The sequence below is a fragment of the Sphingobium sp. CFD-1 genome, from assembly GCF_024611115.1.
Classification (GTDB): domain Bacteria; phylum Pseudomonadota; class Alphaproteobacteria; order Sphingomonadales; family Sphingomonadaceae; genus Sphingobium; species Sphingobium baderi_A.
On sequence record NZ_CP084398.1, the window covers coordinates 2,824,476 to 2,849,552 of the forward strand.

Consider the following 25,077-nt stretch of genomic DNA (forward strand, 5'->3'; position numbering starts at 1 on the left):
CGCAGTCAACCTATGTCGCGCTGGTCCAGCGAAGGCTGCGGCGCGTAACGGCCGATATAGGCCAGCTCCCGCATTGGCGGGTCGAAATGATAGCCTTGGAACAGAGTGCAGCCGATAACGCGCAGCATGTCCATCTGCGCCTGATTTTCGACCCCCTCGACCACCACTTCAAGGCCAAGTCCCTGGAGCAGACCGACAATGGCGGTGCATATCGTCCGCGCCTCCGCCGATATGGCGATGTCGCGCACCAGGCTGCGGTCGATCTTGATCCGGTCTACCGGCAAGTCCTTGAGCCGCGACAGGTTGGAATAGCCGGTGCCGAAACCGTCGATCGCCACGCGCACGCCCTCGCGGCGCAGCGCGCCTAGCTGGTCGAGCAGGCGCGCTTCCATATCCATCGCCAGCGATTCGCTGATCTCCAGTTCCAGCATGACGGGCGGCGTGGCATGTGTCGCCATGGCATGTCGCAGGCGCAGGAAGAAATCGGCCTGCTCCAGTTCGCGGCTGGAGATGTTGATCGCGATGCGGTGCGCGATGCCCGCCCGCGCCCAGCGCGCTGCGGTTTCGCAGACCCGGTCCATCACCCAGTCGCCCAGCGCGACGATAACCCCACTTTCCTCCGCGATCGGCACAAATAGTCCGGGCATGACGAGATCGCGCTCGGGATGGGCCCAGCGGACCAGTGCCTCGGCCGCGACCGCCCGGCCGCTCAGGCTTTCGATCTGCGGCTGAAATTCCAGCAGGAACTCCTCCCGCTCCAACGCGCGGAGCAGGTCGCGCTCCAGTTCGGCCCGGTCCGCCGCCTTCAGCGCCAGTTCGGCGGTGAACATCTCGGTCCGCCCGCGCCCTTCATCCTTTGCATGATACATGGCGATGTCGGCCGCGCGCAGCAGGCCCGGCAGGGTATCGGCATGATCGGGGCAGCAGGCGATGCCGATGGAAGCGCCCAGATCGACATGCTGGCTGCCAAGGTCGAACCGCTCGCCCAGCGCGAACTGAACCGAGCGCGCGACCTTGGCCGCCGCGTCGCGGCCGGGGAGGCTAGGGAAGAACAGGGTGAATTCATCGCCCGCCAGACGACCGATCACCGCATCGCCGACACCCGCGCCGACCTGCGCCATCACCACTTCGCGCAGCCGCCCCGCGACGCGCGCCAGCAACTGGTCGCCCGCGGCATGGCCCAGCGTGTCATTCACATTCTTGAAGCCATCGAGATCAATGAAGAACAGCGCGGCGGTGCCCGCGTCCCGCCGCTCGATCAGCAGGCGCTCCACCTGCCGGCAAAAGCTGGTGCGGTTGGCAAGGCCCGTCACCTGATCGAACAGCGCCAGCGCCTGCACATGGTCGAGATTGGTGCGGACCTGGCTGAACAGACTTTCCATCGCCACTGAAAGGTCGGGCAGTTCCTTGGTCGCTTCAGGCGGCACGGGCGATTGCAGATCGCCATGCGCGGCGGCGAGCAGGCGGTCGGTCGCGCGGTCGAGCGCGGCGGCTATGGTCGCGACGGTGCGACGCGCTGAAGCCCAGCTCAACGTGCCGCACAATATGGCGATGATGAGCGAACGACCGATGTCGGCGATCTGCCGATCCTGCCCCGGTCCCAGCAGCAACGAAAGAATGAAAACCACCGCGCCCGCGGCACAAGCAAAGGCGGTGGCGCGACTCGTCATTGTAACGCCCTGCATATGCCTCCTTATCTTGCTGTGCCGGAATGACCGGATGGATCATCAGGATATGAAGGACAGTGGTTAAGAAATGGTCTGCGCCAACGCAGAAAAAGCGTTATCGCGACCGACGCAGGATCACATAAAGCGCACCATCGCCGCCATGGCGCGGATGGGCGGCGCGGACGCTGGCAATGCGGTCGGCATAGCTGCCGGTTTCAAGCCAATGGCCAATCTCCCCCCGGATCGCGCCGCGCCGCGAGTGGCTGTCAAAAGCCGCGCTTTTCGGTGGTTTTCCCGTAATGACAAGCAAGATTCGCGCCCCCTGCGCCAGCCCCAGCGCGATCGCCTGGCCCAGCCGGACATGGGCCGAAGACAGCGTATGGCCATGCAGGTCGATGGTCATGTCAGGGACCAGATTGCCGCCGCGGATTCGGCGTTCCCAGCCTGAATCCAGAATGGCTGCGGGGGAGCGTGCCGGTGGCGCGACGAATGGACGCGCTGACGATGGCGTTAACCTTTTTGGCTCGACCGGCTTTATCGGAACAACCGCTGGCGCCGGCATTCGGGCAGCCGCGCGGATTGGCTTTACCGAGCGGGTCAACGCCGCCCAGAGCGCCTGCTCTTCAGGAGAAAGCGAACGCCGCGGCATGGTGGGAAATCATCGACCACTCAGCCGGGCATAGGAACCGATCGGCAACAGGACCAGCGCGCTGCCCCGCGCCGACATGCCGCCCGCAACGCTGCGCGCCTTCGCGCCCGCGCCCCAGAAGCTGTCGAATCGGTTCGCGCCCTTGATCGCGCCGCCCGTGTCCTGCGCGATCCAGATGCCATTGGGTTCCGCCCGGTCGAGCGAAAGCAGCACCGGCGCGCCCAGCGGCACATATTTGGGATCGGCCGCCACGGTCGCTTCGGGCGTCACCGCAACGCCCAGTGCGCCGACCGGCCCAGCACCGGTGAGTTCGCGGAAGAAAACAAAGCTCTTATTCTCATCCATGATCGCCGCGCCTTCGGCCGGATGCGCGCGTAGATATTGCATGATGTCCTGCATGGAACCGGCCTGGATCAGGCCACGATCCTTCATCAGCTTGCCGATGCCGGTATAATCGCGCCCGTTCTGCCCGTCATAGCCGATCCGCATGACCCCGCCATCGGGCAACAGCAAACGTCCGCTGCCCTGTACCTGGAGGAAGAAGAATTCGACCGGATCGGCCGCCCAGGCCAGTTCCAGCCCGCGCCCGGACAGCGATCCATCCACAATCTGCGAGCGTTCGTCATAGGGGATGAACTTCGTACCGCTGACCTTGCCGCGAATGGACTTGCCCTTGAGGCTTTCGCTGAACTGGCCGAGATCGACGTCGATCAGATCATTGGGGCGGCGGTAGATTGGCACCTGATAACCCGGCTGACGCGTGCGCGATCCCGATATTTCCGGTTCATAATAGCCGGTGACGAAGGCTGCGCCCTCCCCTACCTGCACCGCTTCGAAATAGCGGGAGAAGAATTCCGAGGCGCTCGCTTCGGGCCAGCTCGATGCGGCGGCGCAGGCATTGTTCCAGTCCGATCCGCGGGTCAGGCCGCTCTGATCCGTGCGGCGCATCAACGTCGGGCAGGACAGGCGGAATGCCTGCAGGGCCGCGCGGGAGCGTTCGCCCGAGGGAATGAGGCTTGCGATGTCCGGACCACGCGTCACGCCGGCCGCGGCGGCGGTGCCCTGCTGATCGGCGGGTTGCACCGACGGCGGCGTGGCCGGCAGCGTCGGACGCGGCGTCGAGGGCACGGGTTTGGTCGCCGTTTCACCAGCGGAAGATGGCGGACCGCTCTCCGGCGCCGGACGGCTCGGCGATGGCCCACCGGCGGAAGGCGGGATCAGGCCGCCCGCGCACGCAGACAGCATCAGCGCTGCGGTCAGCGCCCCCCCCGACTGGCGCAAGCTCATGCAGCCTCGTCGGTTTCGCTGAGCTTCCAGTTTGGGTCCGCGCTACGGATATCGCGGGTGAAGGTCCAGATGTCGTTGGTGCCGACCGCGTCGGTCAGCGACCCGGCGACGACATTGCCGTCCTTGTCACGGGTGACGGCGGCGATATCCGCCTCGAAACGCAGGGCCACTTCGGCGATGCCGCCCTGGATCGAGGCTTCGACGATCTGCGCCTTTTCGATACGGACGAGGCGGTTATCGAGAACATGCCCCTCCGCCTCGCGCGCGGTGATTGCTTCCTGGAAGGAGGCGAACACGTCGCTGTCGCACAACCATGCCAATTCATCCCGGTCGCCGCGCCAAAAGGCTTCGAGCACCATCTTATACGCGCTCTTCGCACCGTCCACGAACTGCGGCACGTCGAAATTGCGGTCGGCGGAAATCAGGGCGCGCACGCCATTTTCCGCTCCCGGTGCGAGCAAGCCGTCGGACAGGCGCACCGAATCGCCGCCCATATCCGGCACGGGCCGGGGTTGCAGGACCGTCACCTTGGCGCGCTCTTCCGCCGGGCGAAGGGCAGGCTCCTGCTCATGCCCCGTGCGCTTTCCCAGCACGGAATAAAGCCGCAACGCCAGAAAACCGGCGATCAGGGCGAGGATGACGATTACATACACGGGGGCAAATACCCTTTTTGGCAATAATGGTTCCTGCCTACATAGGCATGTTTCGCTTCAACTTCAAATGCCGGGGACGCTCGCATCGGCCAAGCGCCGCCATTGCCCTGCCCCGCGGCCCCTGCTAAGCGCGCGGGTCAATCATTCAAATGGGGCGCGCAGCGCGTCCGGCATTCATCATCAGCGGGGACAGGACATGGCCGAAGACGCCGACATCATCGACAACAACCAGCCCAACGGCGCGGACAACGGGCCGCAGATCGCGCTCATCAGCCAATATGCCAAGGATCTGTCTTTCGAAAATCCGAACGCGCCCGCCGTCTATCAATGGCCCGACCAGCCGCAGATCGATGTGCAGTTCAACATCGGTGCCGACAAGGTGGGCGACGAGGTGGTCGAAGTGTCACTCAAGATCGAAGTGAAGGCCGTCGCGCCGCAGGGCACCGCCTTCGCCGTCGAGCTGCTCTATGCCGGACTGTTCGGGATGCGGAACGTGCCGGAGGATCAGGCCCAGCCTTTCCTGCTGGCTGAAGCGCCACGTCTGCTCTTCCCCTTCGCGCGCCGCGTGCTGGCCGACGCGATCCGCGACGGCGGCTTCCCGCCGCTGCTGCTCGATCCCATCGATTTCGGCGGGCTTTACCTGCAACAGGCGCAGGCCATGGCGCAGACCGCCGGCGAGCCGGCGGGCCACGCCTGAGCGGCGCGGCCTTGATCTTCCTCCCCGCTCGCCCGACACCAACACGGAACGAGCGGGGATCAGGGTAAAGCCATGGGCCTTTTAAGAGCCACCTCCACCATCGGCGGACTGACGCTGGTGAGCCGCGTGCTGGGCATGGTGCGCGACATGCTGGTGGCGCGTTTCCTGGGCGCGGGGCTGGCGTCCGACGCCTTCCTGATCGCATGGCGGCTGCCCAATCTTTTTCGCGCGCTCTTTGCGGAAGGGGCTTTTTCCGCCGTCTTCGTGCCGATGTTCAACCGGACCATGGCGGAACATGACCGCGACGATCCGGGCAGCGGCAAGGCGGCGGCGGTCGCCTTTGCCGGGCAGGTGCTGTCCGTGCTGTTCCCGGTGCTGCTTGTCTTCACCGTCCTGATGATGGTGCTGGCCGGGCCGGTCGTCTGGGCGATGACGGGCGGCTTCCCCGATGGCGGGCCGGAAAAGTTCCAGCTGGCCGTGCGGTTGACGCAGATCACCTTTCCCTATCTGGCGCTCATCAGCATCGTGTCGCTGCTGGGCGGAATCCTCAATTCACTCGACCGTTTCTGGGTGAACGCGGCGGCGCCGGTGTTGCTGAATATCTGCATGATCGTCGCGATCCTGTTCTTCCACGGCGACACCGCCGTCGAGACGGCCTATACCCAGGCCATCGCCGTCACTGTATCAGGCGTGATGCAGTTGGCGTGGCTGATGATTTCCTGCCGGCAAGCGGGCGTCGTGCTGAAACTGGGCCTGCCGCGCCTGTCGCCGCAGGTGAAGCGGCTGCTGGCGCTGATCGGTCCCGCCGCGCTGGGTGCGGGGGCGGTGCAGTTCAACCTGCTCATTTCCACCAGCCTCGCCGCGCGCTTCCTGCCGCAAGGTGCGGTCAGCTATCTTTATTATGCGGACCGGCTCAATCAGTTGCCACTGGGGCTGATCGGCATTGGCGTGGGGACTGCGATCCTCCCGGCGCTCTCTCGTCAGATCGGGTCGGGCAATGAAGATGCGGCCATCCATACCCAGAACCGGGCGATGGAACTGTCGCTGTTCCTCGCTCTGCCCGCCGCCGTCGCGCTCTGCATATCGGCGACGCCGCTGATCCGGGGGCTGCTCCAGCATGGGGCCTTCACCCCTGCCGACACCATCGGCGCGGCGGGAGCATTGGCGGCGTTTGCCGTGGGCGTTCCGGCCTATGTCCTCATCAAGGTGCTGACGCCCGGCTTCTATGCGCGGCAGGATACGAAGACGCCGGTGCGCGTCGCGGTCTTTTCCATGCTGTTCAACCTCGTCGGCAATCTGACGTTGATCTGGCCCTTTGGCCATGTGGGCGTGGCGATCTCCACCGCGATTGCGGCCTGGGTCAATGTCATCGCGCTCTATTGGCTGCTGCACCGGCGCGACCAGTTGCGGATGGACGCGCGCTTTCGGGCGAAGGCCGTGCGGATCATCGCGGCGAGCACGCTGATGGGCGTGGCGCTATGGTTCATGAACCCGCTTTTCGACCCCTATATGGCGAAGGGCCTGATGGAGCGCATCGTCGCGCTTGGCCTGTTGTGCGGCATCGGCGGTCTGGTCTATGGGGCGGCGTCCCTGATCTTCAGGGCCTACACCCTATCCGAACTGCGCGCGGCCCTGCGCCGTCCGCCCAAAGCGAGCTAAAATATCATGCGCGTCCTTTCCGGCATCCAGCCCACCGGCAATCTGCACCTTGGCAACTACCTCGGCGCGATCCGCAACTGGGTGCGGATGCAGGATGAGATGGACCGCGAAAGCCAGTGCTTCTTCTTCCTCGCCGACATGCATTCGATCACCATCCATGAAGGCCGCGAGCAGCGCATCCGCAATGTCCGCGACATGGCCGCCGCGCTGGTGGCGGCGGGGATCGACCCGGATCGCTCGGTCCTCTTCAATCAGGCGCGGGTGCCCGCCCATGCGGAGCTGTGCTGGTTGCTCAATGGCACCGCCCGCATCGGCTGGCTCAATCGCATGACCCAGTTCAAGGACAAGGCAGGCAAGGACCGCGAGGGCGCTTCGGTCGGCCTGTTCGTCTATCCGGTGCTGCAGGCCGCCGACATCCTCGTCTACAACGCGACCCATGTGCCGGTGGGTGAGGACCAGAAGCAGCATCTGGAACTGTCGCGCGACATCGCGGCCAAGTTCAACACCGATTTCGGCGTAGAGCTGTTCACCCTGCCCGATCCGATCATCCCCAGGGAATCGGCGCGCATCATGTCCCTGCGCGATGGCACGGCGAAGATGTCCAAATCCGATCCCAGCGACATGAGCCGCATCAACCTGACCGATGACGACGACGCTATCATGCAGAAGGTGAAGAAGGCCAAGACCGACCCCGAACCGCTGCCGGAAACGGCGGAGGGACTGGCTGGGCGGCCGGAGGCGAACAATCTGGTCGGCATCTATGCGACGCTTTCGAACCGGACGGCGGATTCGGTATGCGCGGAATTCGCGGGCAAGGGATTCGGCGCGTTCAAGCCAGCGCTGGGCGAATTGCTGGTCGAAACGCTGCGCCCGATTCGGGAACGCTTCCTGGAGTTGCGAACCAACGATGCGGCGCTGGACGCCATCCTTGAAAAAGGCGCGGCCAGGGCTTCGGCGGCGGCGGAACCGATGCTGCGCGCGGCATATGACGCCATGGGATTGATGCGGTAAAGATCTGGCGGGCGACATCACGCTGCCATTTCGCAAGCCATGACGGAACAAAGCCGCCGGCGGCGTCTTGGCAATGACAGAGCATGGTTTTGCGCCCGTTCGACCCGCTCGCGCGTTCAAACGATGTTCAGTTGCGTTTTGCTATGGCAGGGCGCAAGACTATTGGCAGGCCATGACGGCCTGATACAGGACGCAGGAAAATGATCCGTTTCAAGAAGATCGGCATGATTGCGGCGCCAGCGCTGGCGCTTGTGGCGCTTTCGGGTTGCGCTACATCGTTCAAGGCGGATGTCGCCCGTTTTCAGCAGCTCCCCGCCCCCGCCGGGCAAAGCTTCACCATCGTCGCCGACGATCCTCGCCTCGCGGGCGGACTGGAATTTGGCCATTATGCCGATCTGGTCGGCCAGCGCCTCAGCCAGACCGGCTATGTGCAGGCCAGCGATCCGGCGCGCGCGGACCTGATCGTCCGGGTCGCCTATGATGTCGATAATGGCCGTGAGCGGGTGCGTTCGACCGGCTTTGCGCCCGATCCCTTCTATGGCGGATGGGGCTGGCGCGGGCGCTGGACACGGCCATGGGGCTATGGCTTCTACGATCCCTGGCTGTTCGGCCCCGGTGGCGGCGGCTATAGCGACGTGACGAGCTATACCGTCTATACCAGCGATCTCATCATGAAGATCGACCGCGCGGCCGATAATCGCCGCCTGTTCGAAGGGAAGGCCAGCGCGCAGTCACTCTCGAACAAACTCACCTATCTGGTGCCGAACCTGATCGACGCGATGTTCACCGGCTTCCCCGGCCAGAGCGGCGAGAATGTGAAGATCACCCTGCCGCCCGAAAAGAAGGGCTGAAGGCAGTCATATAAGGGCGGCTCCCAGCCAAGGCCCGTTTGGCCCGGCGATCGCTTGATCGCCGGGTTTTCTTTTGGCCCCATCCTCTTTCAGGGCGTCAGGCGATACCGCATGCCCATCGCCTGCGCGAGCTGGCGAAGCCGCTTTTCGACCGCCTCGCCCAGCAGGTCCCGATCCTCGTCGCGCAGCATCAGCTCCAGCACGTCGCCCTCCCGATCCAGTCGGGACGCAGCCAAAGGCCCTTCCATGCCGCCCGACAGCCGCTGTCCCAGACGGATTGCAAGGCCCCACAGCGTGGCGCGTTTGAGCATATCGGGCGAAGCCAGGCGATCCAGTCCGCCCGGAGCCTGAGCCCCCCCGCCGAAATTGCTGTAAAGCGCCTGCGCCAGCATGGCCCGTTCGGGCGCGGTGATGCCCACCCAATTGCTGTGCATGGCGATTTCCACGCCCCGTTCCGCCCGGAAATCCGGATTGGCTCGCCAGCCGACATCGGCCAGCAGGCAAGCGGCGCGGCGAATCCGGCGCGCGGCGGCATCATCGTCACGGAATAGCGGCGCGATCCAGCGTTCGATCATGTCGCCATGACCGCGAAAGCGCGCCTGCGCCTCACCTTCCGCTTCCGCCGAGACCAGCAGCGGATCATGCGCGCGCAACTGGGCGGGCAGATCCTCGAACAGCAATCCTTCACGCAGGCCATAGGCCGATACGACCAGCCTGCCCGCTTTCAACTGGCGCACGACGACCGACAGCAACGCCGCCGCATTCGGCAGGGTCGGCACGCGCGATCCGGTGATCGCCGGAATGTCCTTCAGCCGCGACTTGCCGACATGGGATATGATGCGGGTCAGCTGCTCGGCCCGTTCCGCCGGCATTTCATATTGATGGACCACCGGCAAAGGGAATTGCGTCGTCTGCATGTCGAACCGCGCCAGGGCGCGCCATGATCCTCCCACCATGTAAAAGGGCAGGCCCGGCTCGGGTCGCCAGCCCGCCTTGTCCAGCATCTTCGCCAGCAGCCGCTCCAACACCTTTGGCCCTTTGGCGCGAATCTGCGGCAGGCGCAGCACGCCCAGCGGCAGCGACACGGTCTGATGCACCGCCCCGTCACGCACCCGCGCCAGTTCCAGGCTGCCGCCGCCCAGATCGCCGACAATGCCGTCCGCGTCGGGGATGCCCGACAGCACGCCATGGGCCGCGCCGATCGCTTCCTGCGCGCCGGACAGCAATTCCACGTCCAGGCCCAGCGCCTGCGTGCGGGCGATGAACTCCGGGCCGTTGGTCGCATCGCGCACCGCCGCCGTCGCCACGCAGCGAATATCGGCCACCCGCATTTCACGGCACAGATGGGCAAAGCGCGCCACCGCCCGCAGCCCACGTTCCATGGCTTCCGATTCGATCCGCCCGGTCTTGCCCAGTGACGCGCCCAGCCCCGCCATCACCTTTTCGTTGAACAAGGTGAAGGGGATACGGCGCGGCCCGTCATAGACGACCAGACGCACGCTGTTGGACCCAATATCGATGATGGCCGTCCGCGCGGTGGCGGCCTGGGGAGAGGTCGCCATGGTCTGGGCGACCTCCCTCACGCGGCTCAGCATGGAATTCATGCGCGTCAGCCCGCACGCGCGCGCAGGCGCAGCGTCGGTACTGCTCCGCTGTCCAGCGACGCGCCGCGTCCGGACAGCGACGGATTGGTCATGAAATAGCGGTGCAGGTTGAACGGGCGGTCGCCCGGTTCGACCCGCTGATAATGGCCGTCGCTCGCCAATTCCCAGCTTTGTTCCGTGTCGATCAGATTGGCGACCATCACCTGGTCGAGTATCTGGTCATGCACGGTCGGATTCTCGATCGGTGCAAGGAACTCCACGCGCCGGTCGAAATTGCGCGGCATCCAGTCCGCCGAGCTGATGAACAGCTTCGCGCCATTATTGGGCAGCGCCTTGCCGTTGCCGAACACCGTGATGCGGCTATGCTCCAGAAAGCGGCCCACCACCGACTTGACGCGGATATTCTCCGACATGCCCGGAACGCCGGGGCGTAGGCAGCATATGCCCCGCACGATCAGGTCGATCTCGACCCCCGCATTGCTGGCGGCGTAGAGTTTTTCGATGATCGCCGGGTCGACCAGCGAGTTCATCTTGGCCCAGATCGTGCCGGGCCGCCCGGCGCGCACATGGCCGATTTCCGCCTCGATCAGCTCGCACAGGCGATTGCGAAGGTCGCGCGGCGACATGACCAGCTTTTCCAGCGCCTGCGGCTCCACATAGCCGGTAATGTAGTTGAACAGCGCGGCGGCGTCGCGCCCATAGGCCGGATCGGCGGTGAAAAAGCTCAAATCCGTGTAGATGCGCGCCGTCACGGGATGATAATTGCCTGTGCCGAAATGGCAGTAGGTGCGGAACTGCTCGCCCTCGCGCCGAACCACCATCGACACCTTGGCGTGGGTCTTCCAGTCGATGAAGCCATAGACCACCTGCACGCCCGCGCGTTCCAGCGCGTCGGCCCACATCAGGTTCTGCTCCTCGTCGAAACGCGCCTTCAGCTCGACCACCGCCGTCACCGACTTGCCCGCCTCCGCCGCATCGATCAGCGCGCGGATGATCGCGGACTGCTTGCCCGCACGATAAAGCGTCTGCTTGATCGCCACGACATCGGGGTCGGAGGCCGCTTGTTTCAGGAACGAAACGACCACATCGAACGCTTCATAGGGGTGATGGACCAGAATATCCTTCGCCCGAATCGCCGCAAAGCAATCCCCGCCATATTCTCTGATTCGCTCTGGGAATCGCGGCGCATAAGGCTCGAACTTCAGGTCCGGCCGATCCTCATCCACAATGTTCGACAGGTCGCCGATCCCGACGAACCCCTCAACCTCGGCGACGATCGCCTCATGCCCCTGGAGCATGTCCTGCAACATCTCTTCCACGGGTTCGGGGATGCGCTCCTCGATCTCCATGCGGATCACGCGGCCCCGACGGCGGCGCTTGATGGCGCTGCGGAAATAGCGGACCAGATCCTCCGCCTCTTCCTCGATCTCGATGTCGCTATCGCGGATGATGCGAAACACGCCGCTGTTGCGGACACGGTATCCGGGGAAGAGGTCTGCCGAAAAGCGACGGATCACCGCTTCGAGCGCCATGAAGCGCGCCGACTCTCCCGGCATGCGAACGAAGCGGGCGAGCGAGGAAGGGATCATCACCAGTTCGCGGATCGGCTGCTTATCCGACAGGCGTTCCAGATCGAACACGATCGACAGCCCCTGATTGGGAATGAAGGGAAAGGGATGCGCCGGGTCCAGCGCCTGCGGCGTCAGGATCGGGAAGATCTGCGTCAGGAAATGCTCGCGCAGCCATGCCTGCGCCAGCGGGTCGATCTCGCTGGAGGGGCCGATCACTTCTATCCCGACCTGGGCCAGCTCCCCATGCAGCGCGCCCCACACTTTCTGCTGCGCCGCCATCAGCCGCACCGTTTCATCGGTAATCGCCGCCAGTTGCTGCGCCGGGGTCAGCCCGTCGGCGGAACGCATGTCCACATCCTGCAACTGCTGACCCTTCAGCCCCGCGACCCGCACGCTGAAAAACTCATCCAGATTCGCACCCGAAATCGACAGAAAACGCAGCCGCTCCAGCAGGGGATGCGCCCGGTTCATCGCTTCTTCCAGCACCCGCTGATTAAAGCCCAGCCAGCTCAGCTCCCGGTTGAAATAGCGTTCGCCCGGCACTGTCAGGCTGGCGGAGGGATCAGCTTCGGCCACAAATGTCTCGCATGGGATCAGTGGGAAGGGTCGGATGGAAGTATAGGCAGAAAACCGGCTCCTTGCAGAGCCTCTTTCGCCATTGCGACGGAAATCTTACGCCCGGATGACAATGACGCCTCGTTCAACAGCCGCGCCACCCCCGCAATTCCCGCATAGCTGCGCTCCACCCTCCGCAGCAGCCAGTCGGGCAGATCTGCGGCATAGCTGGCCCCCACCGTCGCCAGCCCACGTTCGATCAAGGCGCGTGCCAGCGCTTCATCCGGCTCCGCGATGGCGACATGCGGTGCGGCGGCAAGACGGGACCGCAGGTCCGGCAGCGCCACCGTCCATTGCGCGGGGGATGCCTGACCGATCATCAGCAAGGGCCTTCGCTGCGTTTGCGCCTCGTTCCATGCGTGGAACAGCTTATGCTCGTCCTGTCCCTGCGCGTCGTCGATCAACGTACCGCCGCTCATGCGGGCGAACTGCTGCCCGAGTATCGAGCGGCCTGACAAAGGCGGCCCGGTCAGCACGCTAACCGACAGGGGCCAGTCGCGCCAGCTTTCCAGGTGACGAACCGCAATGCGATTGGCGTCGCTGACCAGGAAATCCTCGCCCGTCCCCTGGCCCACCCAATCGAATGGCAGGCTGATCTGACTCATGGGGCGTTGGCGGTTCCGGCAGGCGCCGCTGCACGGCGGATACGAATCGTCGTGCCGGAAACCGCCGCCGTATAACCCCGCGCCTGCAGGGCCGCGCGCAATGCGTCAACGCCCCCGACGAAGTTCACCTGCATCACCGAAGTTCCGCCCAGGGCCAGACTGCTGGTGGACGCGGACCGCACGCCGGCGATGGTACGCATCAACGATTCGCCCTGCGCCACCGATCCCACGTCGGGCGTGTCGAATTGCACCGCAAAGGTGGTCATGCCGCTCTCCACAGGGACATCCAGCGCCTCGATCGGCAAGTCCGCGGCATTTTCAATGGCCAGCGCTTCAAGATCGACCGGCTCCTCAATGATGAGCGAGGGGTCGGGCCGCAAGCGGCCGTCATTCAGCGCCGTGGTATAAAGCGCGTCGATCCGCCGCGCCGCTTCGTCCATCATCTTCGGGATCGCGCTGTCGTTGGAGGCGCGCAAAGAGAAGCTGCCGATCAGGCTGTCATCCGGGCCATAGCGCGCGGTGAAGGTGCCCAGCACCGGCCCGCCCGGCCATTGCCGTTCCAGCCGCGCAATGGGGATCACCACATCCGCCGCGCCATATTGATCCAGCAGCACACGCCACCACAAGCGCCCGCGCCGCCCGATCTGCCCGGCGTTAAGCAGGATGGGGTCCGCCACCGATCCGGCGACGCGCACATAGTCGATGGCGCTTTCCCCCGTGCGGTAGCGTGCCCATGCTTCCTGCCAGGGGTTGATCCGCTCATAGGACACGGCCGATCCGCCGTCCCACAACACCGGAATCACCAACAGAGGCGGCGATCGCATCACATGGCCACTGACCCCCAGCAATTGCCCGGTCCGCGCGCGGTCGAACAAAATGCCCAGAGTCGCGACATAGCGTGTCGGACCGATCTGCTCATATTCGATCTCGATACCGGAAATCATGCCTTCAAGCTGCGAATCGGGCAGCGCCGGCGCGCCCGCACCTCCATGGGTGCGCGCCCAGAGCATCTTCCACGCTTGCCGCTCCGCCAGCCGCCAGCCCGCCTTGCGGGCGCTGTCGGCGTCCTTGGCGACGACATCCACTTTGACGTCGCGCACTTCGAAATCGCCGCCGCTGGCAATGGGCGGGACGCCGCGTTCGCCCTCCATCTGCGCGAAAAGCACCGCTGCGGCGAGGCCGAGCGCGATGGCGCCCACAATCTGGGTCGGGCGCGACAGGAGCGAAAGCAGACGCTGCGGCGATAACGTCAAACGACGAAGGGCAATGTTGAGGCTCACGCGCGCCCTTTTGGCGAGATTTGCCCGATATGCCAAGCGGCAACCCATTTCCCGTTCCGTTTTCCCGCGCTTTGTTCTAGTCGCGCGGATATGAGCGACAACGAATCCTATAGCTACGCCAAGGCTGGCGTCGACATCGCGGCTGGCAATGCGCTGGTCCGCGCCATCGCCCCGTTGGCCAAGTCCACCCGTCGGCCCGGCGCCAATGCGGAACTGGGCGGCTTCGGCGGCTTCTTCGACCTCAAAGCGGCAGGCTATGACGACCCCTTGCTGGTCGCGGCCAATGATGGCGTCGGCACCAAGCTGAAGCTCGCCATCGACTATGACCGCCATGACGGCGTCGGCATCGACCTGGTCGCCATGTGTGCCAACGACTTGATCGTACAGGGCGCGGAGCCGCTGTTCTTCCTGGATTACTATGCGACAGGCAAGCTGGAGAGCGGCATCGCCGAGCGCGTAATCGCGGGCATCGCGGAAGGCTGCCGCCAGGCAGGCTGCGCGCTGATCGGCGGAGAGACGGCGGAGATGCCAGGCATGTATGCCGATGGCGACTATGATCTCGCCGGATTCTGCGTCGGCGCGGTGGAACGCACCCAAGCGCTCACCGGCAACAAAGTGAAAGCGGGCGATGTGCTGCTGGGCCTCGCTTCGTCGGGCGTGCATTCGAACGGCTATTCGCTGGTCCGGCGCCTCGCCGCCGACAAGGGCTGGAAGCTGAACCGCCCTGCTCTGTTCGACAACGAGGTTCTGCTGATCGACGCGCTGATGGCGCCAACGCGCATCTATGTGAAGCCACTCCTGCCGCTGGTTCGCGAAGGCAGGATCAACGCCCTCGCCCACATCACCGGCGGCGGCCTGCTGGAGAACATCCCCCGCGTGCTGCCCATAGGCACACACGCAGTCGTCGATGCCGACGCGTGGGAACAACCGCGCCTGATGGCCTTCCTCCAGGCGCAGGGCCATATCGAGCCGGGCGAAATGGCGCGCACCTTCAACTGCGGCGTCGGCATGGTGCTGGCCGTGGATGAAGGCGAAGCCGCCGCCGTCATCGCCGCGCTGGAAGGCGCAGGCGAAACGGTCTTCCGCATCGGCGTGATCGAAGCGGGCGACAAGGGCTGCACGGTCAAGGGTTCGGTGGAAACATGGAGCGCCAAGGCCGATTGGAAAGCCACGCATCTAGGATAGCCCCCCGCTCGTGTCGAGCGAAGTCCAGACACGACAGCGCGAACGGTTCTCGACTTCGCCCGAACCGAACGGAGTTTGGTAGATGACCAAGGCAAAAGTCGCAGTCCTCATTTCCGGTCGCGGCTCCAATATGGCGGCGCTGCTTTATGCGGCGAAGAACCCGACATGCCCCTATGAGATCGCGCTGGTCGCCTCCAACAACCCGGACGCGCCCGGTCTGGCGCTGGCGGCGGCCGAAGGCGTTCCTACCTTCGCCCACAGCCACAAGGGGATGAAGCGCGCCGAGTTCGACAGCCTCATCGACCTTGAACTCCGCAAAGCCGGGGCCGAATATGTCGCACTGGCAGGCTATATGCGCCTGCTCTCACCCGAATTCGTGGCACGCTGGGAAGGCCGGATGCTGAACGTCCACCCCAGCCTGCTACCCAGATATAAGGGCCTCGACACGCACCAGCGCGCCATAGACGCTGGCGATAGCCACGGCGGCTGCTCAATCCATATCGTCACCGCCGATCTCGACGATGGCCCGGTGCTGGCCCAGATCGAAGTTGCGATCCTGCCCGGCGACACGGCGGACAGCCTCGCCGCCCGCACCCTCTTCGCCGAGCATCAGCTTTATCCTCATGTCCTCGCTGACTTCGTGACACGCGAACGCTCGCCCGACTGGCTGCTCGATCAGGTCCGCCAGCGCGCCCTCGCCCTGCCCCAATCGGACGAAGGGCTGTCGCATGGAATGTCCAGCTTCGGTATCGAGAAGGGCAAGAAATTCGCCTATTTCACGCAGGATCATCATGGCATCGGCATCATTGCACTCTTGGTCAAGACCAGTGCGCCGGAAGAACAGGCGATGCTGATCGACAGCGATCCCGACCTCTATTACCGCCCCGCCTATCTAGGGCCGGCGGGTTGGATCGGCATCCGCCTCGACCTTGGTCAGGTGGACTGGGATCTGGTGGAAGATCGTCTTCAGAGAAGCTGGCGCACCGTCGCGCCAAGGAAGCTCACCGCCTTGCTGGACGCCGCCGATCAGTTCTGAACCCCTTTGCGCCGGGCCGGTTGGTCCCCCATATGGAGCGCCATGACCGACATCTCTTCCCAGGCCGCCATCGAGATCACCAACCTCACCAAGGTCTATACGGGCGGCAAGCGCGCGCTGGATGATATCTCCCTCACCATCCCGCGCGGGCAGATATATGGCTTGTTGGGGCCAAATGGCGCGGGCAAATCGACCACGATCAACATCCTGGCGGGGCTCGTCAACAAGACCAGCGGAAGCGCAAGCATCTGGGGCTTCGACATCGACCAGAACCCCCGCAACGCCAAGAACAGCATCGGTATCGTGCCCCAGGAGATCGTTTTCGATCCCTTCTTCACGCCCTTTGAGACGCTGGAAAATCAGGCGGGCTATTATGGCGTGCCCAAGGACCGCCGCCGCTCGATGGAGCTGTTGCGCGCCGTTCATCTGGACGACAAGGCGAACGCCTATGCCCGCACTTTGTCGGGCGGCATGAAACGTCGCCTACTGGTGGCGAAGGCCATGGTCCATTCCCCGCCCATCCTCGTGCTGGACGAACCCACGGCAGGCGTGGACGTGCAATTGCGCCAGCAGCTTTGGACCTATGTGCGCGAACTCAACGCGCAAGGCGTGACCATCGTCCTTACCACGCACTATCTGGAAGAAGCCGAAGAACTATGCGACCGCATCGGCATCATCAACCATGGCCGCCTCATCACTGACAAGCCGACCCGCGAACTTATCGCCATGGCGCAGGAAAAAGTGGTGCAGGTGACGGTGGATCGCGACATCGCCATCGCGCCCGACGCGCCCTGTTTCGAGAAGGTCGAACTGTCGGGCGACCGCACCCTGACGATCACCTATATGAAAGATCGCGCCAATGCCGGACAGGTGCTTTCCGCCGTGCAGGCGAGCGGCCTTGCCATCGTGGATGTGGTAACGCGCGATCCCGATCTGGAGGATGTGTTCCTCAACCTGACGACGGCGGCGTGACTATCTGAAACGCCCCTTCGTCCTGCGCTTGTCGAAGGACTGTTCTTCCCTTCATAAGGCAGGACTTGAAACAATACCCGCCGAACGGCCAGAAAAGTCAGAGAGCAGATGCCCACAACCACCCATGACGTCGTCATTATAGGCTCCGGCGCTGCAGGGCTCACCGCCGCGATCAACCTAGCGCAGGACCGCAAGGTCGTGGTGTTGGCCAAGGGAGCTCTCGACGGCGGCTCCACCAACTGGGCGCAAGGCGGCATCGCGGCGGTGCTCGACGCAGGCGACAGTTTCGACGCGCATGTTGAAGACACGATGATAGCGGGCGCGGGTCTCAACAATCGCGAGACGGTCGAATTCGTCGTGTCCGAAGCGCCCGTCGCGATCGAGCGGCTCGCGAAGCTCGGCGTTCCCTTCAACGGCGGGGAGGAATTTGGTGAACGCTGGCACCTGACGCGAGAGGGCGGGCACAGTCACCGCCGCATCGTCCATGTCGACGACGCGACGGGACATGCCGTGCAGGTGGCGCTGCTCAAGGCTGCCCGCGCCAACCCGAACATCACCCTGATCGAGGATTTGATCGCCATCGACCTCATCACCTCTCGCCATGGCGAGAAATATTCGGGCGACGGCCATGTCTGGGGCGTTTACGCCCTCAACAAGAAAACCGGCCATGTCGACGCCCTGCTGGGAAAGGCGACCATCCTCGCTACCGGCGGCGCGGGCCGTACCTATCTGTTCTCCACCGCTCCACGCGGCGCGACAGGCGATGGCATCGCCATGGCTTGGCGCGCGGGCTGCCGTGTATCCAACATGGAGATGAATCAGTTTCATCCGACCTGCCTCTACAATCTGGAGGTCAAGAACTTCCTCATCACCGAAGCCGTGCGTGGCGAGGGCGGACATCTCAAGCTCCCGCCCGGCATCCCTGGCGGCGGCGAGCGGTTTATGCCCCGCTTCGATCCGCGCGCCGAACTTGCGCCGCGCGATATTGTCGCCCGCGCCATCGACCATGAAATCAAGCGGCTCGGCCTCGACTATGTCCATCTCGACATCAGTCACAAGCCGCCGGAATTCGTGAAGCATCACTTCCCGACCATCCATGCGCGACTGCTGGACCTCGATATCGACATTACGAAGGAGCCGATCCCCGTCGTTCCGGCCCAGCATTATACCTGCGGCGGCGTCATCATAGATCTGGACGGTCGCACCGATCTGCCCGGTCTCTATGCCGCAGGCGAAGTCACCGAAAGCGGGCTGCATGGCGCCAATCGCCTTGCCTCGAACTCGCTGCTCGAATGTTTCGTTTTTGGCGAAGCGGCAGCGAAGCATATCCGCACTCATTGGGATGATTTTCCATCCCCGCCTTCCATCCGCCCATGGGACGAAAGCCGCGTCACCAATGGCGACGAGGAAGTCATCGTCCAGCACAACTGGAAGGAAATCCGTCGGTTCATGTGGGATTATGTCGGCATCGTCCGGACAACGAAACGGCTGGAACGCGCCCAGCACCGCGTCACCCTGCTCGCGCAGGAGGTGGACGAATATTATGGCAATTTTCGCGTGACGCCCGACCTCATCGAACTACGCAACCTGCTGGAAGTCGCGCGGCTCGTCGTCCGCTCCGCGCTGCATCGCAAGGAAAGCCGGGGTCTGCATTATACGCTCGATTATCCCGACATGCTGCCGCAGGCCGTCGATACCGTGCTGACGCCGTAAGAAAACCGGCGGCGATACTCACGCAGCTTCCCTGGCCTAGACCAAGCCCAGGTCAGCGCGTCAGAAAATTGCGAAGCGTGGTCTGAAAGCGTGCCGGCTGATCCGCCATCACCAAATGACCGCTCGGCCCGATCGGCACCAGCCGCGCATCCTTCTTAAGCGCATAAGCAGCGCGAAAGCGCGCACTGATTTCCCTGGCCTGCTCCCCGTCGCTACCCACGGCATAGACCACCTCCAGCGGTTTAGCCAAACGCGGCAATTGCGGACCAAGGTCGACATTGGCCAGATCGCGCAGCGCATTGGCGATGACATCCGGGTCGCTGCCCTTCGCACCGGGCGCCTGCGCCACGATCTGCGCCAGATAAGCCCGCCCAGCCTTGGTTCCCGTGAAATATTGTCCCAGTTGATCGGCAAGATAGCCCACGCCCCCGGCCGTCCCGCCGACCATCGCAGCCCCGGCGGGCAACATGTCGACCACCATGATCCGCCCGCTGATTCCCTTCAACCCCTGCATCATCGCCAGCGTGCCGCCCATGCTGTGCCCCACCACTGCAGGCCGGACCAGCCCACAGGTTCGCACATAACGCGCGATCTCGTCCGCCAGCGGCTGAAGCAGCGGCCCACTGGCGTTGGCATCCGCCGCCAGCCCGGCAAAGCCACGCACATGGATCAGATGCCAGCGAAAACCCGGCACCGCACTTACCAAGCCGTTCCAGATGTCCGGGCCGCTCGCCAGACCGGGTATCAACAGTACGTCGCGCCCGCTGCCGCGCACGGTGACGGCGATACGCCGCGACGCGAATGCGGCCGCCTTCGCCGGGCCACTCCATGCCGCCCATCCAGCCAGCAGCGCGCCGCTACCCAACAACCATGTTCGCCTGTCCATCATATGCCTTTTTCTATCGCGACGCCGACCTGAACCGCAACTGAGCGGCTGGATGAGACGGTTCCCATGTTCAGACTCCTTACATCGCGAATGTGGAATCATTCGTCGCATGAATCTTGCGGCCTATGGGAAAGAGAGTGCCTAAACGATGCTCTGGAGAGCGGGGACGTTCATGAATTCGAAGGATAAAGGGCCGGGTGGGCGGCCTGAAGGCGGTATCATTTCCGCGAAGCTGATTCTGTTAGTTGCGGCATTGTCTGCCTGTGTAAGCGCGCCACAGCCGCCCGCCGCGCAGGCCCGCGCCGCCAAGCCACAGCCCACCACGGCAACCTTTCCCATCAAACAGGTCGCCAATCCTCCGCGCCCTTATCAGGATGTCGATCAACGCGAAGCGCCTTCCCCCGCGCTCGTCAGCGTCATCCGCAATTTGGGGCAGAGCTTCAATGGCCATGTCGGCATCGCCGTCCGCCGCGTGGGGGCGGACTGGACCGTCGCCTTTAATGGTAATCAGCTCTTTCCACAGCAGAGCGTGTCGAAACTCTGGGTGTCAATGGCCTTTCTCGACGCGGTCGACCGGGGCAAGCTGCGTCTGTCCGACACCACCACGATCACGCGCAAGGACTTGACCCTTTTCCACCAGCCCAGCGCCGCCATGGTCGGCAACACCGGCTGGACGACCACTTACAGCAACCTCATGAACCGCGCGATGACGCAGAGTGACAATACCTGCAACGACGCGCTGCTGCGCGCGGTCGGTGGACCTGACGCAGTGCGCGGCTTCCTCGCCCGGCGGTTCATCAGCAATATTCGCTTCGGCCCGGGAGAGCGGCTGTTGCAATCGGCGACGGCAGGTCTCGACTGGCGGCAGGATTATTCGATCGGTCGTAATTTCTACGCCGCGCGCGCCAAGCTGCCCCCATCGGTCCGCAAGAAGGCGCTCGACAATTACCTAGCCAATCCACCGGATGGCGCGGCGCCTGCGTCCGTCGTGCAGGCACTGGCAAAGCTTAAACAAGGGGACATGCTGTCGCCCTCCTCCACCAGCGCGCTACTCTCCATCATGGGCGAGGCCAAGACAGGTCCGCAACGGATCAAGGGCGGTGTCCCGCCGGGCTGGCATTATCTGCACAAGACCGGGACGGGGCAGGATCTGGCGCCGCGTTCTACCGGCTACAACGATATCGGCATCATGACAGCGCCAGACGGCACCAGCTATGCCGTCGCCGTGATGATCGGCAGTACCACCGAGCCTATTCCCGTCCGCTGGCAGTTAATGCAGGCCGTGGCAAAAGCCGTCGCCGCCAATCACGAGAAGCGATGATGTCCGCCGAGCCCGCCCTTCGCACAGGTGGGTTCGGCCTTCTCAGAAGCGTCGCGATATACCAAGATAGACCTCACTATCGAGACTGTCGTGGTTCAGGCCGACATTGGTTCCGATATCGACCTGCATATTGCCTGACGGCTGCCACGCCAGCGACAGGCCCGACAATGCCTCCGTCGCATGACCAGTCGGATCATTGTCGCGCAGCATGGAAATCTCGAACATGGCCGACACCGTTTGGCTGAGATCGAAACCCACCCCCAGCACCCCGCCATAGGCCAGATGCCGTCCGTCCCGATCCTCATCGACCGCAGCGTCCATCTCGCCCATCGCTTCGAGCGACAGACCGCTTCCCAGATCGAAGGACAAAGGGAGCAACGCCCCCGCACCCCAATCGTCCGCGCCTATGGCCGATCCTCCGCTGGGCAACGTCACATAGGGCATGACCGCCGCCGAAAAACCCGAGCCATCCGGATTTCGCAGATTCTGCCGGATCGCCAGCGTCACGTCCCCGACGCCGCTATCCTTGCTCACGACGCCCGTGATGCGATCCTTTTCCCGCACATGGCCAAAGGCTGTCCAGCCGATCTGCGCTTCAGTGCTGCCGGTCACGCCCACCCGCACCAGCACCTCGCCCAGCTCCACGCTGTCGGTCCGGGTCGCAGCATCCTTCTCCCGCGCCCAGTCGCCTAGTCCCAGTTCCAGTTGCACGCGGCCCGGATTCATGGTGCAGGCCGGCGTCCCGATGCCCGGCCGGTCGGCGCAGAAATCCCGTTGTTCCGCCGCCTGCGCCTGCGCGCCAATTCCTGCGGCAGCCACCACCAGCAAGGCCGCCAATCCAACGCACGATCCGCTGAAACCCTTCATGCATCCCCCTTTTTGTGAAAGGCGTATATGGAAACAAAAGGGAAATAAACGGCATGATGGCTGGTTCCCCGCCGTCCGGCACTGGAGAGCGAAGGCATAACCCGCTATCTCCGCTCCATGTCTCAGAATCATCTCTATCTGGTGGACGGCAGCGGCTATATCTTCCGCGCCTATCACCAGCTTCCGCCGCTCACCAACCAACATGGCCAGCCGGTGGGCGCGGTCTATGGCTATACGACGATGCTCTGGAAGCTGGCGACGGAGCTGGGCAATACGGACGGCCCCACGCATCTGGCCGTGGTGCTGGACAAGGGCAGCCACACTTTCCGCAACGACATGTATGACCAGTATAAGGCGAACCGCCCGCCTGCGCCGGAAGATCTGGTTCCCCAGTTCCCAATGATCCGCGATGCGACCCGCGCCTTCTCCCTCCCCTGCATCGAAGAAGCGGGTTTCGAAGCCGACGATATCATCGCAACATATACAAAGGCCGCCATCGCGCAGGGCTGGAAAGTCACCATCGTCAGTTCCGACAAGGATTTGATGCAGCTCATCCAGCCCGACGTCGACATGTATGACACCATGAAGAACGAAAGGCGCGGCGCGGACTATGTGATGGGCAAGTTCGGCGTCCAGCCCGAGCAGCTGGGCGATGTCCTTGCGCTGATGGGTGACAGCGTCGACAATGTTCCGGGCGTGCCGGGCATCGGTCCCAAGACGGCGGCGAAGCTCATCACCGAATATGGCTCACTTGAAGCCGCGCTCAAAGCCGCGCCGTCGATGAAAAAATCGAAGATGCAGGAAAACCTCATCGCCCATGCCGATATGGCGCGCCTATCGCGCAAGCTGGTGGCGCTGCACGACAGCATGGACCTGCCGGAACCGCTGGAGGATCTGACGCTCAAGGGTATCCCGCCTGAACCCTTGCAGGCATTCCTGTCCCACCACGGCTTCAAATCGCTGCTGGCCCGCCTTGGTGCGCCCGCTGCAGCGGTGGCGGTCGCGGCCACCTCTGCTGCCATCAGCGAAAGCACGCCACCGCTCGCTCCTCAAGCGGAGGAAGAACCGCCCATTGACCGTAGCCTCTACGAAACCGTGGTGACGGAAGAAGCACTCGAACGCTGGATCGCTGAAGCCCATGCGGAAGGCGTTGTGGCGGTCGACACCGAAACCGACATGCTCGACTGCGTGTCCTGCGCTCTGGTGGGCGTGAGCCTCGCCATCGGCCCCAGCAAAGCCTGCTACATCCCGGTCGGCCACGGCGGGAAGGACATGTTCGCCGAACGTCCCGAACAGTTGCCGCTCGCCCTTGTCCTTGCCAAGATCAAGCCTCTGCTGGAGGACGATAGCGTCCTTAAGGTCGGCCAGAACCTCAAATATGACATCACGATCCTGCGCCGCCACGGCATTGAGATCGCGCCCTATGACGACACCATCGTCATGAGCTTTGACCTCGACGCAGGGCAGAGCCTCGCCGGGCATGGCATGGACGAGGCAGCCAAGACCCACCTCAACCACAGTTGCATCAGCTTCAAGGATGTGGCGGGAACAGGCAAGAAGCAGATCAGCTTCGCCGAAGTACCGCTCGACAGGGCAACCGAATATGCCGCAGAGGATGCAGATGTCACGCTGCGCCTGTGGAAACTGTTCAAGGCGCGCATCGCGAACGAAGGCGCGACCCGCATCTACGAACTGGTCGACCGCCCGCTCGTTTCGGTCATCGCGAAGATGGAGCATGAAGGGATCAAGGTGGACCGCGAGGCGCTGTCCCGCCTGTCCGCCGAGTTCACCGCTGGCATCGCGGCGCTGGAAACGGAAATCCACGCGCTCGCGGGCCAGCCCTTCGCCATCGGTTCGACGCAGCAGCTGGGGGCGATCCTGTTCGACAAGCTGGGCTATAAGGGTGGGCGCAAGGGCAAGTCCGGCGCCTATTCCACCGACGTCAACATTCTCGAACAATTGAAGGCCCAGGGCGCGGAGATCGCGGGCAAGGTGCTCGACTGGCGTCAGCTCTCCAAGCTAAAATCCACCTATACCGATGCGCTGCAAGCCCAGATCAACAAGGATTCAGCCCGCGTCCACACCAGCTATTCGCTCTCGGGCGCGCAGACGGGCCGTCTGTCGTCCACCGATCCGAACCTGCAAAATATCCCCATTCGCACCGAAGTCGGCCGCCAGATACGCCATGCCTTCGTCGCGGAACCGGGCAATGTCATCCTCGCGGCGGACTATAGCCAGATCGAACTGCGCCTCGCCGCGCACATGGCGGATGTGCCCGCGCTCAAACAGGCCTTCGCAGATGGCGAGGACATCCACGCCGCCACGGCGGAACAGCTTTTCGGGGAGGTCAACCGCGATACCCGCGCCCGCGCCAAAACGATCAACTTCGCGATCCTGTACGGCATTTCCCGCTGGGGCCTGGCCGCACGGCTGGAGATCACGGCGGACGAGGCGCAGGACATGATCTCCCGCTATTATGAGCGCTTCCCCGGCATCAGCATCTACATCAACGAGACAATCGAGAAGGCACGCGAGCGCGGCTACACCGAAACCCTCTTCGGCCGGAAGACATGGTTCCCTCGCATCCGGGCATCCATCCAGCATGAACGGCAGGGCGCGGAGCGGGCCGCAATCAACGCCCCGATCCAGGGCACCAGCGCCGACATCATCAAACGCGCCATGGCCCGCATGGGCCCGGCGCTGGCCGCCGAGGGACTGGATCAGGTAAGGATGCTGCTACAGGTCCATGACGAACTGGTGTTTGAATTGCCGCAAAGCGATGTGGAGCGCGCCAGCCCCGTCATCCGCCGCGTCATGGAAGGCGCAGCCGAACCTCTGGTGAAGCTCTCCGTCCCGCTGGGCGTCGAAATCGGCCACGGCCCCAGTTGGGGCGCAGCGCACTAAGCGGCGGCCAGTCACTGGCATGACGAAGCACGCCGCAAAAAGAA

The 25,077-nt window shown here is 63.9% G+C and carries 20 protein-coding genes; 10 read left to right on the forward strand and 10 right to left on the reverse strand.

What is annotated here, in order from left to right; genetic code table 11:
- Window positions 1-5: 5 nt before the first annotated feature.
- The 4 genes from LDB26_RS14270 to LDB26_RS14285 all read right to left on the reverse strand — a co-directional run bounded on the left by LDB26_RS14270 (window position 6) and on the right by LDB26_RS14285 (window position 4,256).
- Window positions 6-1,685: a bifunctional diguanylate cyclase/phosphodiesterase gene (locus LDB26_RS14270; RefSeq protein WP_062068056.1), complete on the reverse strand. Its 1,680-nt coding sequence runs from the start codon at window positions 1,683-1,685 to the stop codon at window positions 6-8.
- 97 nt (window positions 1,686-1,782) lie between these two features.
- The gene (locus tag LDB26_RS14275; RefSeq protein WP_062068058.1) at window positions 1,783-2,316 is read right to left on the reverse strand and encodes a Smr/MutS family protein; all 534 of its coding nucleotides are present in this window, start codon (window positions 2,314-2,316) and stop codon (window positions 1,783-1,785) included.
- Between the two features lie 9 nt (window positions 2,317-2,325).
- The gene (locus tag LDB26_RS14280; protein WP_257538892.1) at window positions 2,326-3,603 is read right to left on the reverse strand and encodes a murein transglycosylase A; all 1,278 of its coding nucleotides are present in this window, start codon (window positions 3,601-3,603) and stop codon (window positions 2,326-2,328) included.
- The gene (locus LDB26_RS14285) at window positions 3,600-4,256 is read right to left on the reverse strand and encodes a Tim44/TimA family putative adaptor protein (RefSeq protein ID WP_257538894.1); all 657 of its coding nucleotides are present in this window, start codon (window positions 4,254-4,256) and stop codon (window positions 3,600-3,602) included. Before LDB26_RS14285 ends, LDB26_RS14280 begins: the two co-directional genes overlap by 4 nt.
- A 196-nt stretch (window positions 4,257-4,452) precedes the next feature.
- On the opposite strand from LDB26_RS14285, the gene secB reads away from it, so the two are divergent.
- The 4 genes from secB (at window position 4,453) to LDB26_RS14305 (ending at window position 8,474) form a co-directional block, all read left to right on the forward strand.
- Window positions 4,453-4,953, forward strand: a complete 501-nt coding sequence (secB, locus tag LDB26_RS14290) for a protein-export chaperone SecB (RefSeq protein ID WP_062069037.1) — start codon at window positions 4,453-4,455, stop codon at window positions 4,951-4,953.
- 72 nt (window positions 4,954-5,025) lie between these two features.
- A complete protein-coding gene (gene murJ / locus LDB26_RS14295; protein ID WP_257538895.1) occupies window positions 5,026-6,612 on the forward strand; it encodes a murein biosynthesis integral membrane protein MurJ in 1,587 nt (528 codons plus the stop codon).
- 6 nt (window positions 6,613-6,618) lie between these two features.
- Window positions 6,619-7,623, forward strand: a complete 1,005-nt coding sequence (trpS, locus tag LDB26_RS14300) for a tryptophan--tRNA ligase (protein ID WP_257538896.1) — start codon at window positions 6,619-6,621, stop codon at window positions 7,621-7,623.
- 200 nt (window positions 7,624-7,823) lie between these two features.
- Entirely contained in the window at window positions 7,824-8,474 is a 651-nt protein-coding gene (locus LDB26_RS14305; protein ID WP_062068074.1) for a DUF4136 domain-containing protein, read from the forward strand.
- A gap of 89 nt (window positions 8,475-8,563) precedes the next feature.
- Here LDB26_RS14305 and LDB26_RS14310 read toward each other — a convergent pair whose 3' ends face one another.
- Genes LDB26_RS14310 through LDB26_RS14325 form a run of 4 tightly spaced genes read right to left on the reverse strand, consistent with a single transcriptional unit; the run spans window position 8,564 to window position 14,149 of the window.
- Window positions 8,564-10,078: a Ppx/GppA family phosphatase gene (locus LDB26_RS14310; RefSeq protein WP_257538897.1), complete on the reverse strand. Its 1,515-nt coding sequence runs from the start codon at window positions 10,076-10,078 to the stop codon at window positions 8,564-8,566.
- 5 nt (window positions 10,079-10,083) lie between these two features.
- A complete protein-coding gene (locus LDB26_RS14315; RefSeq protein WP_257538898.1) occupies window positions 10,084-12,225 on the reverse strand; it encodes an RNA degradosome polyphosphate kinase in 2,142 nt (713 codons plus the stop codon).
- Between the two features lie 17 nt (window positions 12,226-12,242).
- Window positions 12,243-12,869, reverse strand: coding sequence for a chromosomal replication initiator DnaA (locus LDB26_RS14320; protein WP_257538899.1), 627 nt, complete (start codon window positions 12,867-12,869; stop codon window positions 12,243-12,245).
- On the reverse strand, window positions 12,866-14,149 hold the full coding sequence (locus tag LDB26_RS14325) for a heavy-metal-associated domain-containing protein (RefSeq protein ID WP_257538900.1): 1,284 nt from the start codon (window positions 14,147-14,149) through the stop codon (window positions 12,866-12,868). The genes LDB26_RS14320 and LDB26_RS14325 overlap by 4 nt, the downstream gene beginning before the upstream one ends.
- 90 nt (window positions 14,150-14,239) lie before the next feature.
- Between LDB26_RS14325 and purM the strand changes: the two genes are divergently transcribed.
- From purM to nadB, 4 genes are all read left to right on the forward strand, one after another.
- A complete protein-coding gene (gene purM, locus LDB26_RS14330; RefSeq protein WP_062068082.1) occupies window positions 14,240-15,334 on the forward strand; it encodes a phosphoribosylformylglycinamidine cyclo-ligase in 1,095 nt (364 codons plus the stop codon).
- 82 nt (window positions 15,335-15,416) lie between these two features.
- Complete coding sequence (gene purN, locus LDB26_RS14335) at window positions 15,417-16,370, forward strand: phosphoribosylglycinamide formyltransferase (RefSeq protein WP_257538901.1); 954 nt, start codon at window positions 15,417-15,419, stop codon at window positions 16,368-16,370.
- Window positions 16,371-16,412: 42 nt separating this feature from the next.
- Window positions 16,413-17,342 carry an ABC transporter ATP-binding protein gene (locus LDB26_RS14340; protein ID WP_257538902.1) on the forward strand — a complete coding sequence of 310 codons (930 nt, stop codon included), beginning with the start codon at window positions 16,413-16,415 and terminating at the stop codon, window positions 17,340-17,342.
- A 108-nt stretch (window positions 17,343-17,450) separates the two neighbouring features.
- Window positions 17,451-19,055, forward strand: a complete 1,605-nt coding sequence (gene nadB, locus LDB26_RS14345) for an L-aspartate oxidase (RefSeq protein ID WP_257538904.1) — start codon at window positions 17,451-17,453, stop codon at window positions 19,053-19,055.
- Between the two features lie 52 nt (window positions 19,056-19,107).
- On the opposite strand, the gene LDB26_RS14350 is transcribed toward nadB, so the two are convergent.
- A complete protein-coding gene (locus LDB26_RS14350) occupies window positions 19,108-19,944 on the reverse strand; it encodes an alpha/beta fold hydrolase (RefSeq protein WP_062068089.1) in 837 nt (278 codons plus the stop codon).
- 169 nt (window positions 19,945-20,113) lie between these two features.
- Here LDB26_RS14350 and LDB26_RS14355 point away from each other — a divergent pair, with 169 nt between their 5' ends.
- Entirely contained in the window at window positions 20,114-21,262 is a 1,149-nt protein-coding gene (locus LDB26_RS14355; protein WP_257538906.1) for a serine hydrolase, read from the forward strand.
- Between the two features lie 42 nt (window positions 21,263-21,304).
- Here the strand turns inward: LDB26_RS14355 and LDB26_RS14360 are convergent, their stop codons facing one another.
- Entirely contained in the window at window positions 21,305-22,129 is an 825-nt protein-coding gene (locus LDB26_RS14360) for a transporter (RefSeq protein ID WP_257538908.1), read from the reverse strand.
- 117 nt (window positions 22,130-22,246) lie between these two features.
- Here LDB26_RS14360 and polA point away from each other — a divergent pair, with 117 nt between their 5' ends.
- Window positions 22,247-25,033: a DNA polymerase I gene (gene polA / locus LDB26_RS14365; protein ID WP_257538910.1), complete on the forward strand. Its 2,787-nt coding sequence runs from the start codon at window positions 22,247-22,249 to the stop codon at window positions 25,031-25,033.
- The last annotated feature ends 44 nt before the right edge of the window (window positions 25,034-25,077 follow it).

Excerpts from the sequence above, each read along its gene's own strand:
- LDB26_RS14355 (WP_257538906.1), top strand. The coding sequence starts at position 20,114 with ATGAATTCGAAGGATAAAGGGCCGGGTGGGCGGCCTGAAGGCGGTATC.
- trpS (WP_257538896.1), top strand. The coding sequence starts at position 6,619 with ATGCGCGTCCTTTCCGGCATCCAGCCCACCGGCAATCTGCACCTTGGC.
- LDB26_RS14270 (WP_062068056.1), bottom strand. The coding sequence starts at position 1,685 with ATGCAGGGCGTTACAATGACGAGTCGCGCCACCGCCTTTGCTTGTGCC.
- murJ (WP_257538895.1), top strand. The coding sequence starts at position 5,026 with ATGGGCCTTTTAAGAGCCACCTCCACCATCGGCGGACTGACGCTGGTG.
- LDB26_RS14340 (WP_257538902.1), top strand. The coding sequence starts at position 16,413 with ATGACCGACATCTCTTCCCAGGCCGCCATCGAGATCACCAACCTCACC.
- LDB26_RS14360 (WP_257538908.1), bottom strand. The coding sequence starts at position 22,129 with ATGAAGGGTTTCAGCGGATCGTGCGTTGGATTGGCGGCCTTGCTGGTG.
- LDB26_RS14275 (WP_062068058.1), bottom strand. The coding sequence starts at position 2,316 with ATGCCGCGGCGTTCGCTTTCTCCTGAAGAGCAGGCGCTCTGGGCGGCG.
- nadB (WP_257538904.1), top strand. The coding sequence starts at position 17,451 with ATGCCCACAACCACCCATGACGTCGTCATTATAGGCTCCGGCGCTGCA.
- LDB26_RS14305 (WP_062068074.1), top strand. The coding sequence starts at position 7,824 with ATGATCCGTTTCAAGAAGATCGGCATGATTGCGGCGCCAGCGCTGGCG.
- polA (WP_257538910.1), top strand. The coding sequence starts at position 22,247 with ATGTCTCAGAATCATCTCTATCTGGTGGACGGCAGCGGCTATATCTTC.
- purN (WP_257538901.1), top strand. The coding sequence starts at position 15,417 with ATGACCAAGGCAAAAGTCGCAGTCCTCATTTCCGGTCGCGGCTCCAAT.
- purM (WP_062068082.1), top strand. The coding sequence starts at position 14,240 with ATGAGCGACAACGAATCCTATAGCTACGCCAAGGCTGGCGTCGACATC.
- secB (WP_062069037.1), top strand. The coding sequence starts at position 4,453 with ATGGCCGAAGACGCCGACATCATCGACAACAACCAGCCCAACGGCGCG.
- LDB26_RS14350 (WP_062068089.1), bottom strand. The coding sequence starts at position 19,944 with ATGATGGACAGGCGAACATGGTTGTTGGGTAGCGGCGCGCTGCTGGCT.
- LDB26_RS14280 (WP_257538892.1), bottom strand. The coding sequence starts at position 3,603 with ATGAGCTTGCGCCAGTCGGGGGGGGCGCTGACCGCAGCGCTGATGCTG.
- LDB26_RS14310 (WP_257538897.1), bottom strand. The coding sequence starts at position 10,078 with ATGAATTCCATGCTGAGCCGCGTGAGGGAGGTCGCCCAGACCATGGCG.
- LDB26_RS14320 (WP_257538899.1), bottom strand. The coding sequence starts at position 12,869 with ATGAGTCAGATCAGCCTGCCATTCGATTGGGTGGGCCAGGGGACGGGC.